The sequence below is a fragment of the Flavobacterium zhairuonense genome (assembly GCF_004352915.1).
In the GTDB taxonomy this organism is placed as follows: domain Bacteria; phylum Bacteroidota; class Bacteroidia; order Flavobacteriales; family Flavobacteriaceae; genus Flavobacterium; species Flavobacterium zhairuonense.
Map to the genome: position 1 here is coordinate 111,913 of NZ_SJSY01000075.1, position 14,650 is coordinate 126,562.

Sequence of the window (14,650 nt, forward strand, 5' to 3'; positions counted from 1 at the left end):
GAATTTTCACAAATCGAAACTGAAAATAATATTGCTTAAAATTAGTGGAAATTAGTGTAATTCGTGGCAAAATGTTCTTTGCGCGTCTCTGAGCATCTTTGCGAATCTCTGTGGAAAAAAAACTAAAACTTCCATATCCCATAAAGCTGAATATAATTGAAATTTTGTTCAAAATTAATTACATAACGTGCGCCTAAACTTGGCCCGATTCTGGCAAAACCGGCTGTCAAATCAAATAATAGTCCCGTTTTAAAATCGGTAAAAGAGTTTTTAATTGTATTTGAAGTTGTTTTCGAATCAATTAAAAAATTTTCTTTATCGCCTTCGTAAAGATCAGTTTGAATGTTTTGATTTTGTTCCGAAGAAACATTGACATTAAACTGAACTCCGGCACCAATTCCAATATAATTATTAATATTATACCGAATCAAAACAGGAATTTCCCAATTGATGTTTTTGTTTTCGGTTGTGGTGGTTGTGCGCTGCAATTGGCGAACTCCATTAGCATTAGTCAATATTTGATCTTCAACCTTAACTTCACTGTTATATTGATTCAAAGCATTCAGCCATTCAGCCTGCCAATAAAAACGATACGATTTAAAAGGCGAAATTGTCGCGCCAACAAAATAACTTGTCGATTTATCTAAATCAGGATAAATATTGTAACCCGCCTTTGCGCCAATCGAAATTCCGGGCAAAAATCGGGTTGTGGCATAATTGGTAATTATGGGTTCATTTTTGTCAAAAATAATTGCAGTTCGGCTTTTGGTCTTTACTTTATGGAAATCTTCGGCAAACTTCATTGAGTATTTTACAAAACCTTTTGTAGAATCTTTTTCTTGAACATTTTTCTGCTCGCTTCCAGGCAAATAAATGTTTTTGAAAGTGAAAATAATCTGTTTTTGTTTGATTATGGTATCCAGACAACTGACAGTTGGTTCTTCGCCTTTTGGACAAATCGGACATTCAGGATACATGCTTTCAATCTGAAAAGTCTTTTTGTCGAACATATCAGGAACATCTGTTTCTAAACGAATTTTTCTCGCCGGACCTTCGCCATTATTCTGAAAACGGGTTTTGAAATTCACTCTTTTAAAGCGCACCAATCTGTAATTCATAAAACTTCCATTTGAACCCATTTTATTTGGGTCGTGCGAAGTCACAATTTCCATTTCAAGGTTTTTGATTTTATGATTCTTATAACTTCGATTCGGAACAAAAATCCCACGCATCGTAACCGTTGCGCTGGTGTCTTTTATCATTTCGGGAGTTGTTTTGAAGGTGTAAAAAACATTTCGCGTTTCTCCCGGATTGGCATCATCAAATTCTAAAACCGAAACATTATGATAGGTTTTGTTGGCCTCTAAAAGCGAAGCATCCAGATCTTCTTCTGTAGTTGTATTTCGGTATTTTTTGCGCTGAATCGTATTTTCGGCGGAAGCCACAAAATTATTAGAGTCGTCGAGATCATCAACGGAAGCAACTTGATTCTCTTTTACTTCACGCTCGTTTGTATAGGTTCTAAAATCGCTTAATTCGAAGTTGTTGTGTTTGAATTGCTTCTCATTATAAAACAAATACAATTTTCCGCTTGAAACATAATTTTCAAGATTTTGATAACTCACTACAACTATCATTTCCTGATCTGGAATAGGGTCACAATTCTTAATTATGGCAAAACCATTTTGATCTGCAATTGATGCAATGTCTTTGTAATTAGTATCTGTAATATCATTTACAGCAACTTTTTTAGGACGCGTTGCCGGAGGTTTTCCGTTGTCGTAATTGTTGGTTACGGCAAGTCGCGTGGTATAAGTTCCTTTGTTTTTATAGACATGTTTAGGTTCTGCTTCTTTGCTGTAATGGCCGTCGCCGAGTTCCCATAAATACGAATAACTTGGTTTTGGAGCACCAGCAATCGGAATCAAAGGCGGTGTTTCGGGTTTGAAAGAAACAGCATTTCCATTTTGGATAAAACCAATATTGGCTCGTCGGGTTATGGTGTCTTTTACTTTGGTTTGTCCTATTGAGAAAATAGAAAATAGAAGAAAGAAAATAGACAATTGTGGTTTCATAACTAGATAGTTTTGGGTTCTAAAATCTTAATAATCAATTTTAAAACAGGTTTAAATGTAAAAAAAAGTGATGAGCAAATCATCACTTTTTCTTAAAAAAGCATTTCTAACTTATTGAATAGCATTAATTGCTGCTACCAATTGCGCCTCAGTACCGACTACGGTTTCGGCAAGAGTAAAAGTGTAAATATCGTTGGCAGCGACGGTTACAGCTTTGATCGCATATCGCCATTGACCATTGTCTTCGGTAACAAAAATCACATGGCATTTCAGACCAATCGGGATTTGGCCATAATGTTCGCTGAATAATCCTGCAGCGGTATAAGTATCTAATTTTGCAAGCGCATTTGTTCCTTCACCGTCATAAGACAAATAAATTGCGCTATTGTTGTTGTCGTATCCATCAGGAGCATCGGCAAGAATTGTTGTTTTTGGTCTTGGATCACTGTAAAAACGGTCCACATTTGTCCATCCAAAGTTTCCAAAAGTTACATAATAATTGTTTCCTTCGCCCTGTACACCGCCTTTTCCGTTAGCGCCGTCAGCACCAGCTTTTGCTTCTCTCCAAGCCAGTTCTCCAGCATCGTCAATTACGCCAGTCCATAAAGTCATGGTATTGTCAACGCCATCAGTTAAAGTAGCCGGAACAATCATGCTCATTGAACAAGAAGTTTGAAGTTCAACGCCGCCTTGAGTTGCTTTGATGAAAAATTCTCCACCAGAAATCAATAAATTTTTCTTTCCGTCTGCTGTAATTCCCATGGTTGGTTTATTGGTAATCAACATATTTCCTTTGTCAAAAAGCTCAATGTACTCGATATCGATTTGTCCTGTTACGGCATTTCCGTTTTTGGTCAAGCAGTTTCCGTTAATGTTCAATTTTACACCTTTTGCAGATGTTATTGTAATCATTCCGCTTCCGGCAGTTGCAGTAAATTTTTGCGTATTTCCTTTAACTCCTTTTTCGCTGATGCTTTTAAAAGCGGCCGCCGTTGGAGGCATAATCTGGATATCATCTCCATCGCTGTTGTCGCAGCTTACTAAAGAGATTAGCAATAAAAATAATAGACTAATCGTTTTAAATTTTGTGTTCATGATTTCTAGTTTTTAAAAAATCTGACTTGAGTGTTTCAAGTGGTTTTCAGATTTTGGTTGTTACATTTATATTCTTAAATCAATTTGGGTTTGATTTTGTTACCCTTCGTTTTCAAAATATTTTTTCAGGCTTGTATAACGCTATATCAATTCGATTTAAAATTTGTTACCCCTTTTTTTTATTTTTTTATTTAGGCCGATAAACATTTGTCTTCAAAGAGATTTCCGTCTTCATCAACAGCTACTAAAATGTTTTTATTCTGCGAAAGCGTTACAATTAAATACAGCCACACAATTGACCAAAGCCCGAATGTGATGCAGCTGAGAAAAAGATGCAAAGAATGGTTTACGGCTTTTTTTTCTTTGGATAAAACAACATAAGGCAGTTTTTCATTATGTTCGACAACTACAAAACCATTTCGTTTTTTAGCGGAAATCATTTCGTAAAACTGATCCAGATTTTTTTCTTGGGTAAATTGATAGGCTTCCATTTCTTTTAATTTTTTTTAGTTCAAAAGAATATTACAGGTTTATATCAATTTGATTTTGTAATTGTTACCCTATATTTTGAAATTATTTGAGATTCTTTTATAACTTTAACTTATAAAAGTTTTTTTATGGAGAAAATTAAAATACATCATGACCAAATGTATATTGACGGACTTGCAGCAAATGATTCGGCTATAATTGAATCTATTTATAAAAAGTTTGTTCCTAAAGTCGTTTTTTTCGTTCTGAACAACTCAGGCGACAGAGATCAGGCGCAGGATATTGTTCAGGAAGTCATGATATTGCTTTACAATCAAGCCAAAGCAGGAACACTAAAGCTTACTTGTCCGTTTGATGCTTACTTTTTTCTATTATGCAAAAGAAAGTGGCTTAACGAATTCAAAAAAATATCAAACAAAGGGGTAACAATTCATGAAGATGTAGTATCTATAAATGAATCTGCTCTGGAGTTGATTGCTCAAACTGAGGATTTTGAAGAAAAGCAACAGCTTTTCGATACGATGTTTCAAAAACTTGGAGACAAGTGTCAGGAATTGTTGAAGCTGAGTTTTACAATCAAATCAATGGAAGAAGTTGCCGAGAAACTAAACGTTACGTATGGTTACGTGCGCAAAAAGAAATCCTTGTGCATTGGCCAGCTTACAGAGTGGATTCAGGGAGCGAAAAATTTTAATTCTCTAAAAAAATAAGCAGTCATGAACGAAGAACGCTACATATTATTCGATCAGTATCTTGAGGGAGAACTTGCAGTTGAAGAAAAAAATGATTTTGAAAAACAATTAGCAGAAGATGCTCAATTTGCTTCAGAATTTGAAACTTTCAAATCGGTACAGCTTCAATTGCAGAACAAATTTGGATTTGAAGAAGAACGAGAAGCATTCAAAGAAAATCTGAATCAGATAGCTGAAGAACATTTCAATAAAAAACCAAAAGTAATTGGTTTGAAGCCTTGGTATTTGGCAGTTGCAGCATCTGTTGCGGTATTATTTGGGCTTTTCTTTTTTAATTACAATCAGAATCCGACTTTCGCCGATTATAACCATCCGGAACAAGCTTCTTTTGCTGAAAGAGGAAGCGAAGATGGTCCTTTGAAAAATGCCGAAAAAGAGTTTAATGCGAAAAGATATTCATTGGCTATTCCGTATTTTGAGGAAGTTTTAGCGAAAGGGAAAACTCCAGAAATCCAATATTATTATGGAATTTCACTTTTAGAACAAAGCGAATTTTTAAAAGCCGAAGCTGTTTTTAATGAAGTGAAAGCAGGAAATTCAGCTTATAAAGAAAAAGCGATTTGGTATCTGGCATTGTCTAAATTGAAACAAAGAGATTATAAATCATGCAAGGAAATTCTTGGAACAATTTCAGAGGATTATGAAGATTATGATGAAGTGCAATTACTTCTGGATGATTTAGAATAAGTTGCTTTTCAGAAAATATATTCCCTTTTACGGAAAACCGCAATCGAATTTAGAATTTTAGTTCTAAATTCGATTTTCTTTTTGTAAGAAGTTGCTCCCAAAGCTATTTAAACCTAACCGACTTGAATTGATGAAAAAAATTATTTTATTTCTTTTTATTGTAGTTTCTCAAGCCATTTTCAGTGCCACGAAAATTACTGAAACCGAAAAACTTGTTGCAACTTGCAAAGTTTGGGGTTTCTTAAAATATTATCATCCAAAAGTAGCTGCTGGAGAATTCAATTGGGATCAGCAGTTGATCGATATTTTACCTAAAATTGCTAAAGCGCAGACCAGAAAAGAATATTCCTTAATAATTTCAAACTGGATAGATTCTTTGGGAGAAGTACCGCTTATTGCGCCAATTGCAGTCCCGAAAGAAGTAGTTTTTTTTGATAAAAATTTTGATTTATCTTGGATAAATTCAAATGCTTTATTTTCTAAAAATCTTTCTGCAAAATTAAAATTTATAGAAGAAAACAGATTTCAAGGCAAACAGTATTATATAGAAGCTGCAGAGGTAGTTGGAAATGTTCATCAGATCAATGAAAGTGGTTCAAATCCTGACTTTGAGGATAAAAATTCAAAACTGAGAATGGTTTTCATGTATTGGAATTTAATTGAATACTTTTTTCCATATCAATATTTAATGGATGAAAGCTGGGATACAGCACTTGAAAAAGCTATTCCTGAGGTTATCAATTCTAAAGATGATGTTGCATTTTTTAAGGCAATGAAAAAATTAGCATTTAAGCTAAATGATAGTCACGTGGAGTTTTTTACTTATCAATCTTCGGCACCCAAAAAAGACTGGAAATACTTTCCCGCCGATGGAAGAATAATTGATGATAAGTTCGTTGTTACAGAAATTCTGGGAGATAGCCTTGCTCAAGCTTATGATATTAAAATAGGAACTGTAGTTACTAAGATCGACCATAAAACAATAAAAGAAATTGTTGAAGAATACAGAGGCTTGGTTGGTGCTTCAAACGAACCAAAGTTTTTAGACAAAATTAAAAATGCTGTATTGTCGAGCGAATCTGAGAATGTTGAAGTCGAGTTTCTGGAAGATGGGAAATATGTTTCAAAAGCAATGTATTGGGGTAATTATCACGATTCGCATCGAAATGAATTTAAAAAAGGAGCAAAGAAAAAGAAAGAAAAATTCAAGCTTTTAGACGATAATATTGGTTATGTAGATATGGGAATCTTAAAATCTCAAAATGTTCCTGATATGATTAATATGATGAAATCTACAAAAGCGATTGTTTTTGATATGAGAAATTATCCACAAGGAACGATTAGAGAAATTTCAGATTTCATAGATCCACAAGAAAAATCATTTGCCACATATACTGTTCCAGATTTGACGTATCCGGGAAGATTTAGATGGGGTGAAGTATCGAAAAGCGGTTTTGAAAACAAGGATAATTACAAAGGAAAAGTAGTGGTTTTGCTTAACGAAAAATCGATAAGCCATTCAGAATGGTCGGCTATGTGTTTTCGTGCAGCAGGAAGAGCAACAATTATAGGCAGTCAAACTGCAGGCGCAGATGGCAATGTGTCTCAATTTTATTTCGACTCGTTCAGTACGCTTATTACAGGAATTGGCGTTTATTATCCAGATAAAAGTGAAACGCAAAGAATAGGAATTATTCCTGATATCGAGGTAAAGCCAACAATTGAAGGAATTCAGCAAGGAAAAGATGAGGTTTTAGATCGTGCTTTAGTTTTTATTGAAACAGGAAAATAAATTTAGTAAGTTCAGTTTGTCGTCCTGAAGAACGAAGGATCACACTAGTTGATTAGCAGAAAAGATGGGGGTTTTCGATGCGAAACTACTTTTGAGATCCTTTGTTCATCAGAATGATAAATAATTAGATAGAGAAGGAAAATCTGTGAAAATTCGCGTTTTCACGAAGTGAATCGGTGTCATCTGCGTTCCATTCCACACGAAATTGCTATTCTTTTAATATTGTCGTAATTTTGGCACTTTAAAATTACAGACTTGAATTCAACACCCATTATTACCGATACCCACACGCATTTATATTCTGAAGAATTTGATCAGGATCGTGACGCCATGATACAACGCGCCATTGATGCCGGGATTACACGTTTTTTTATTCCTGCAATCGATGCCGCTGCAACACAGTCTATGTACGATTTAGAGAAAAATTATCCTGAAAATATCTTTTTGATGATGGGTCTGCATCCTACTTACGTGAAAGATAATTATCTGGAGGAATTGGCTCATGTTGAAACCGAATTATCTAAAAGAAAATTCTACGCAGTTGGCGAAATCGGGATTGATTTATATTGGGATAAAACACATCTTAAAGAGCAACAAATCGCTTTTAAAAGACAAATTCAGTTGGCAAAACAATACAAATTGCCAATTGTAATTCACTGCCGAGAAGCCTTTGATGAAATCTTCGAAGTATTAGAAGAAGAAAAATCTGAAGATTTATTTGGGATTTTTCATTGTTTTTCCGGAACTTTAGAACAAGCAGAGCGTGCGATTTCTTACAAAATGAAATTAGGAATTGGTGGTGTTGTCACTTTTAAAAACGGAAAAATCGATCAGTTTTTGAACCAAATCGATTTAAAACATATTGTATTGGAGACAGATTCGCCGTATTTAGCGCCGATTCCGTATCGAGGAAAACGAAATGAAAGCAGTTATTTAGTCAACGTTATTGCTAAATTAAGCGATATTTATGGAGTTTCTGCAGAAGAAATTGCCAAGATTACGACTCAAAATTCAAAGGACGTTTTTGGGATTTAACCCAAGCCTTACAAAACTTTAATTTTTTTTTTGTTCTTTTGCCCACTTAAACCCAAATAAATAATGCAGAGATTTGATGCCATTCGACCGTTTTATGATTCCGAAATAAATGAAGCACTTCATGGTGTTGTCAATCATCCGATGATGAAAACCATGATGAACTTTACTTTTCCGGAAGTAGAAGATGAGGTTTGGAAGGAACAATTAAAGAAAACACACTCTATTCGTGATTTTCAGTGCAATTTTATTTACAATACAATCCAGAAAGTTTTAGAAAAAAGCTCTGAAGGTTTGACAACTTCGGGTTTTGAAAAACTGGAACCTAATACTTCTTATCTGTTTATCTCCAACCATAGAGATATTCTTCTAGATACTACATTACTGAATGTTTGTTTATTCGAACATGGTTTGGTCATGACTGCTTCGGCAATTGGAGACAATTTAGTGAAGAAAGCTTTCTTGGCAACTTTAGCAAAATTAAATAGAAACTTTTTGGTTTTAAGAGGATTGACGCCTCGAGAAATGCTGCAAAGTTCAAAATTATTGTCTGAATACATGGGGCAATTATTGCTTCGCGAAAATCGTTCGGTTTGGATTGCTCAAAGAGAAGGAAGAACAAAAGACGGAAACGACGAAACCAATCCTGGAGTTTTAAAAATGATTGGAATGGGGTCTGATGAAGAAAACTTAATGGATTATTTTAAGAAATTGAGAATCGTACCGGTTTCTATTTCGTATGAATACGATCCGACTGATGTTTTGAAAATGCCGCAATTAATGGCAGAAGCAAACAATGAAGTTTATGTAAAAGACAAAAATGAAGATTTCATGACCATTATAAGCGGTATCATGGGAACTAAAAAAAGAATACATATTTCTGTTGGTGATGTTCTAGATACAGAAATCGATCAGATTGTGGCCGAAAATGACAATGCAAACAAGCAAGTTCAGGCTTTGGCGCAAACTATTGATGATGTTATTTTGAAAAACTACCAATTATGGCCGACAAATTTTATTGCGTACGATATTTTAAACGAAACAGACAAATTCGCTCATAAGTATAAAGAGAGTGAAAAACAGCTTTTTGAGCGTCGTTTAGAAATGAGAATCGGAAGCGATAATCCTGTGACAACACAAGGATTTTTGGCAATGTACGCAAATCCTGTTGTCAATAAATTAAAATACCAAGATGTCATCTAAAGCAAAAATATTATTGATTTATACCGGAGGAACCATCGGTATGAGCAAAGATTTTGAAACTGGAGCGCTGAAAGCCTTCAATTTTGGTAAATTAATTCAGAAAATTCCCGAAATCAAGCAATTGGACTGCGAAATCGAATCGATTTCATTTGAGCACCCAATTGATTCTTCAAATATGAATCCTCAAATGTGGACCAAAATTGCCACAATGATTGAGGAAAATTATGCTTCTTTTGATGGATTTGTGGTTTTACACGGATCAGATACCATGTCATATTCAGCTTCGGCATTGAGTTTTATGCTGGAGAATTTAGCAAAACCTGTGGTGTTTACAGGTTCGCAACTGCCAATAGGAGATTTGCGTACCGATGCTAAAGAAAACCTGATTACAGCAATTCAGATTGCTTCTCTTCAAGAAAATGGAAAACCTGTTATTACTGAAGTTTGTTTGTATTTTGAATACAAATTATACCGAGGAAACCGAACTTCAAAAGTAAATGCAGAACATTTTAGAGCTTTTACAGCGCCAAATTATCCTGAATTGGTAGAATCTGGTGTTCATTTAAAGTTGAATAAACATTTATTTCTTCCAATAAATAAAGACGCAAAACTGATCGTTCATAAAAAATTAGACAACCACGTTGCCATCATAAAAATGTTTCCAGGAATGAGCGAAATTGTTTTGGCTTCCATTCTGGCAACTCAAGGTTTACGCGGCATTGTTTTAGAAACCTACGGTTCAGGAAATGCACCAACCGAAGATTGGTTCTTAAATTTAATCGAAAAAGCCATCAAATCCGGAATGCACATTGTAAACGTGACACAATGTTCAGGCGGAAGTGTGAACATGGGACAATATGAAACCAGTACGGCTTTGAAATCCTTAGGCGTTATTTCCGGAAAAGACATTACTACAGAAGCCGCAATTACAAAATTGATGTATTTGTTGGGGCACAATATCCCGCAAAACGAGTTTAAAGATATTTTTGAGACTGCTTTGCGTGGGGAAATCTCGTAAATAGAAATTCCAATAATTAAAATTCCAAATTCCAAAATTGATGAGTACGCTCAAAAATTGGAATTTGGAATTTTTTTATTGAAAGTTTCGCATAGTAAACCCGACAGGTTTTTAAAACCTGTCGGGTTTACTATGCGTATAACATTATTGCCAAAGGTTTTGGGATTTGGATTTTAAAACTTAAAATTTGGAATTTTTATAAGTTACCGGACAACTTTCCAATTCCTCAGAAGTTTTCTGTTTTCTATAATACACATAAACAATAACCGAAATAATACAAATGATTCCTTGAATGGCAACTGTATTTCTGGTTCCGATAAGATGTGAAACATATCCAACAATCAAACTTCCCACAGGAATCATACCTTGATATGCCATTAAATAATAACTAATACTTCTGGATCTCATATTGACGGCACTTTGTGTCTGAACATAAATGTTTATAGATGAAGTTTGAGCCATCATTCCCACGCCGCTCAGAGCCATACAAATAAGCGCTATGGTCAAACTATTTGAGTAAGCAAGTATAATAACACTAAAACCTAATAAAAGACTCGCAGCGACCATTATTTTGCTCATATTGTCCGATTTTTTCAAGTTGGCTAAATAGATTGCTGAAATAATAGAACCAATTCCGGCAGCGCTTTCAAACCAGCTGAAAGTTTGTGCGTTTCCGCTAAAGATATCTTTGGCAAAAACCGGCATTAAAGTGTTAAAAGAAATCACGAACAAACTGCTGCACATTAGCATTAAGAGCATTCTGGCCATTTCGGTTTCTTTTTTGACATAATCAAGGCCCTCAAGAAAATCATCCAGCATTTTGAATTTATCTTCGGCTTTGATATGCGGCGTGATTCTCATCATTAATAATGAAATCAAAACCGGAATATAGCTTAAGAAGTTTCCAATAAAACAAATATCTTCACCATAATTGTGGAGAATAATTCCGGCTAAGGCAGGTCCTGCAATTCGGGCAAAATTATTCAAAGTGGAGTTTAAGGCAACTGCATTTGATAAATCTTCTTTATCGTCGACAATGTCAATCATCATGGTTTGTCTACAGGTCATGTCGAATGCATTGATAATTCCCTGAAAAAGACTTAAAGCTAGGATGAAATTAATATCGTAAATTTTTAGGTAAATCAACAAAGCTAAAAGTCCCGCCTGAAGCATTGCCATAGATTGCAAAAAGATCATGGCTTTGTGTCTGTCATATCTTCCAATAATACTTCCGGCTAATGGCGCAAGAAATAAAGAAGGAATCATGCTCAAAAAAGTCGCTAATCCCAGTAAAAAAACAGATCCTGTCACGCTATATACCATCCAGCTTACGGCTGTTTTTTGCAACCATGTTCCAATTACAGAAACGGATTGCCCGTAAAAGAATAACTTGAAATTTCTTGATTTTAGCGCCTTAAACATAACCTTAAATATTTTTTACAAAGGTCGGGATTATGATTGCATTAGAAAAATTAATAATTTTACTAGTAATAAGTAATAAAACTTATCAATATGGAAATCTATCAACTAGAATATTTTATAAAAACGGCTGAGGTACTGCATTTTACCAAAGCAGCAGAATTGTGTTTTGTCACACAATCCGGACTTTCACAACAAATTAAAAAGCTGGAAGAAGAACTCGGTTTGCCGTTATTTAAGCGAATTGGAAAAAAAGTACAATTGACTGAAGCGGGCTCGGTTTTTTTGATTCATGCGAAAAAAGTAGTCGAAAATGTAGAAAACGGTAAACAAGCAATTGAAGATTTAAACGAAATGATTGGCGGTGAGTTGCGAATTGGTGTTACCTATATTTTTGGTTTACTCATTCTTCCGGTTGTCAATACATTTGCTAAAAAATATCAAAACCTTAAAATTGTTGTTGAATATGGAACAACAGAATCTTTAGAGCAAAAACTTCTTGACAACCAGTTAGATGTCGTTTTGGTTATTTCCTCGCACGAAATCGAATCGCCCATCCAGAAAATTCCCTTGTTTACCTCTCATATGGTTTTGGCAGTTTCTAGAACACACGCTTTGGCCGAATTAGATAAAATTGCTTTTAAGAAAATAGAAGAAATTCCGTTGGTATTGCCTGGTAAAGGATCAAATTCAAGAGAATTTGTTGAAGAATTGTTTCAAAAATTCAATATGAAACCTAAAATTTCAATAGAGCTGCATTCGATACACGCATTATTGCAAATGGTCGAGAATAGTGATTGGGCAACAATCGTTGCAGAAATGGCATTAAAAGGTTGGGATCAGCTAAAAGCATTGCAGATTACTGGCGTTGCAACTAAAAGAGAAGCTTTTATGTTAACAATTGGCGGTTACCAGAAAAAAGCGGTAAAACTCTTTATGGAAGAATTTAGAAAGAGCATTTAAAGTAATCTTGAATTTTGTTTTTGAAACTCAATTTTTTTTGTGTTCTTTGCAGACCAACAAAGAAAGGTGTCCGAGTGGTTTAAGGAGCTAGCCTGGAAAGCTAGTATATGGGAAACTGTATCGAGGGTTCGAATCCCTTCCTTTCTGCTGAAAAAACAAAACCCTTGCGAAATTGCTTTGCAAGGGTTTTGTTTTTAATTTTTATTCTCCTGCATCAGGATTGAGCCAGACTACATTTTGTTCTGATTTGTGATCTTGACCAATAATGTCTTTGTATAATTCTGGTCTTCTAGCTTTTATATATCGGTGTCCTCCAGCCTGAATGCATTTTTCAGGCGTAAGTACAGCTGTTGCAAAAGAATCGTCAAAAGTTCTGCATTCGGCAAGTATATCGCCAAAAGGGTCTATAATCATAGAACAGCCATTTTTTAATTGGTCGTCATCCATGCCAATTGGGTTTGAAAATATGGCGTAAATTGCATTGTCGTATGCTCTTGCAGGCAACCATTTCATTAGCCAGTCACGGCCCTTCATTCCGTCAAATTCTAAACGTAAAGAAGTTGGGTCGGTTTCTCGGTTTTCCCAAAGCTGAGGTGATACAAAACCAGCGCCAGGTCGTGTAGAAGGCGTACACATAGTAACATGGGGCATAAAAATAATATCTGCTCCTAAAAGTTTCGTAGCGCGAACATTTTCTATAATATTATTGTCGTAACAAATTAGAATACCGCATTTCCAACCCTTAATTTCAAAAATGCAATAACTGTCTCCAGCCGTTAAGTACGGATTTATGAATGGATGCAGTTTTCTGTATTTTGCTACTAATCCATTTTTGTCTACACAGACATAAGCTTTAAAGAGATTGTTGTTTTTATCTTTTTCAAAAAGCCCAGCCAATATTACAATGTTATAGTTTTTAGCAATTTCAATCAGTTTTAAAATGCTTTCTCCGCTCGGAATTAATTCTGCCAAGTCCAACATTTGTTCTTTGGATAAACTCCTTGCAAATGTATATCCGGTTATAGAACACTCATGAAATGAAATCACATCGCATCCTTCAACAGATGCTTTTCGGCAAAGGTTTTCAATTACAGATAAATTATAGTTTTTATCCCCGCTTTTGTTTTCGAACTGAGCGGAGGCTATTTTTAGATTTTTCATTTTATATGCTATTAATTTTAATCAAAAATAACAGCACAAGTATTTTATAAATTGTATAAAACCGACATTTTAGAATATTGGAGAAGGAAGAGTTTTGATAAGATTATTGGTAAGTTTTTTGCTGTTGCACATGTATTCGGTTGGAGTGATTCCAGTATGTTTTCGAAATTCTTTTATTAAATGGGATTGATCTGAAAATCCTGCATCGTAACAAATTGATGTTAGATTTACATCTTCAGTTTTGTCTTTTAATAATTTTAGAAAATGATGTAATCTTATTACATTGCCAAATTTCTTTGGATTTAATCCGATGCATTCTTTAAATTTTCTTTCAAGATGTCTTTCAGTATAACCTGTATATTCGACTAATTGTTTTATAGAAAATTGACCTTTATTGTTGATAATAAAGTTTAAAGAATGATCTATTATGAATTGATTTGAAGCTGGTTTTGCATTGATTAACGAGCTAAAAAAATGATTTAAAAGATCAATACGTGTTTGATTGTTTCCTTCAGATAATTTCTCCTGAAACACCATGATTTTTTTGTCAAAAATATCTTCAATAGGAATAATAGAATCGTGAAATTCATTAGCTGGAATTCCTATTAATTGATGTATTCCGTTAGGCTGAAAAACGACAATGATAAGTTTAATTTCATTTTCAGAGTAAAGATCTTTATAACTGTTTAATTGTCCGTATAAAAATGACGTTGGAAGATAATCTTTTATCCCATATTTATTAATTCCGGAAATAAGCCTGTTTTTTACGGAGAACAGAATACCAGTATTTCCGTCTGAAAATAAGCGGAATTTTTGCAAAGCAGTTTCTGCATCATCTAAAAACAGATAATGTTTGATATAAGGTGATAAATCTTTTGGAACAGAAATCTGCATGCTAATTATTTTATTGCAACATGTAAAAGTAGTTTTATTTTGGTGTAAAATATTTTACGAAATGTTAATT

13 protein-coding genes and 1 tRNA gene are annotated in these 14,650 nt (G+C 34.4%); 8 read left to right on the forward strand and 6 right to left on the reverse strand.

Going from position 1 to position 14,650, the window contains the following annotated elements; translation table 11 throughout:
- Positions 1–122 precede the first annotated feature (122 nt).
- From EYY60_RS17065 to EYY60_RS17075, 3 genes are all read right to left on the reverse strand, one after another.
- Positions 123–2,075 (reverse strand): PKD domain-containing protein, encoded by a 1,953-nt coding sequence (locus EYY60_RS17065; protein ID WP_132990516.1) that lies wholly within the window; start codon positions 2,073–2,075, stop codon positions 123–125.
- A gap of 111 nt (positions 2,076–2,186) precedes the next feature.
- Positions 2,187–3,170, reverse strand: a complete 984-nt coding sequence (locus EYY60_RS17070) for a hypothetical protein (protein WP_132990517.1) — start codon at positions 3,168–3,170, stop codon at positions 2,187–2,189.
- 191 nt (positions 3,171–3,361) lie between these two features.
- Positions 3,362–3,661, reverse strand: a complete 300-nt coding sequence (locus EYY60_RS17075) for a hypothetical protein (protein ID WP_132990518.1) — start codon at positions 3,659–3,661, stop codon at positions 3,362–3,364.
- A gap of 126 nt (positions 3,662–3,787) precedes the next feature.
- Between EYY60_RS17075 and EYY60_RS17080 the strand changes: the two genes are divergently transcribed.
- The 6 genes from EYY60_RS17080 (at position 3,788) to EYY60_RS17105 (ending at position 10,143) form a co-directional block, all read left to right on the forward strand.
- Positions 3,788–4,369 (forward strand): RNA polymerase sigma factor, encoded by a 582-nt coding sequence (locus EYY60_RS17080; RefSeq protein WP_132990519.1) that lies wholly within the window; start codon positions 3,788–3,790, stop codon positions 4,367–4,369.
- A gap of 6 nt (positions 4,370–4,375) precedes the next feature.
- On the forward strand, positions 4,376–5,098 hold the full coding sequence (locus tag EYY60_RS17085; RefSeq protein ID WP_132990520.1) for a tetratricopeptide repeat protein: 723 nt from the start codon (positions 4,376–4,378) through the stop codon (positions 5,096–5,098).
- Positions 5,099–5,228: 130 nt separating this feature from the next.
- The gene (locus EYY60_RS17090) at positions 5,229–6,890 is read left to right on the forward strand and encodes a S41 family peptidase (protein ID WP_132990521.1); all 1,662 of its coding nucleotides are present in this window, start codon (positions 5,229–5,231) and stop codon (positions 6,888–6,890) included.
- 255 nt (positions 6,891–7,145) lie between these two features.
- Positions 7,146–7,925 carry a TatD family hydrolase gene (locus tag EYY60_RS17095; RefSeq protein ID WP_132990522.1) on the forward strand — a complete coding sequence of 260 codons (780 nt, stop codon included), beginning with the start codon at positions 7,146–7,148 and terminating at the stop codon, positions 7,923–7,925.
- Between the two features lie 63 nt (positions 7,926–7,988).
- On the forward strand, positions 7,989–9,125 hold the full coding sequence (locus tag EYY60_RS17100) for a 1-acyl-sn-glycerol-3-phosphate acyltransferase (protein WP_132990523.1): 1,137 nt from the start codon (positions 7,989–7,991) through the stop codon (positions 9,123–9,125).
- Positions 9,115–10,143 carry an asparaginase gene (locus EYY60_RS17105; RefSeq protein ID WP_132990524.1) on the forward strand — a complete coding sequence of 343 codons (1,029 nt, stop codon included), beginning with the start codon at positions 9,115–9,117 and terminating at the stop codon, positions 10,141–10,143. Before EYY60_RS17100 ends, EYY60_RS17105 begins: the two co-directional genes overlap by 11 nt.
- Positions 10,144–10,323: 180 nt before the next feature.
- Here the strand turns inward: EYY60_RS17105 and EYY60_RS17110 are convergent, their stop codons facing one another.
- On the reverse strand, positions 10,324–11,565 hold the full coding sequence (locus EYY60_RS17110) for an MFS transporter (protein WP_132990525.1): 1,242 nt from the start codon (positions 11,563–11,565) through the stop codon (positions 10,324–10,326).
- 90 nt (positions 11,566–11,655) lie between these two features.
- Between EYY60_RS17110 and EYY60_RS17115 the strand changes: the two genes are divergently transcribed.
- Entirely contained in the window at positions 11,656–12,525 is an 870-nt protein-coding gene (locus tag EYY60_RS17115) for a LysR substrate-binding domain-containing protein (protein ID WP_132990526.1), read from the forward strand.
- A gap of 60 nt (positions 12,526–12,585) precedes the next feature.
- Positions 12,586–12,672 (forward strand) — tRNA-Ser (locus EYY60_RS17120).
- Positions 12,673–12,726: 54 nt separating this feature from the next.
- Here EYY60_RS17120 and EYY60_RS17125 read toward each other — a convergent pair.
- Both EYY60_RS17125 and EYY60_RS17130 read right to left on the reverse strand, forming a co-directional pair.
- A complete protein-coding gene (locus tag EYY60_RS17125) occupies positions 12,727–13,686 on the reverse strand; it encodes a nitrilase family protein (RefSeq protein ID WP_132990527.1) in 960 nt (319 codons plus the stop codon).
- 69 nt (positions 13,687–13,755) lie between these two features.
- Positions 13,756–14,580, reverse strand: coding sequence for an AraC family transcriptional regulator (locus EYY60_RS17130; RefSeq protein WP_132990528.1), 825 nt, complete (start codon positions 14,578–14,580; stop codon positions 13,756–13,758).
- Positions 14,581–14,650: the final 70 nt, after the last annotated feature.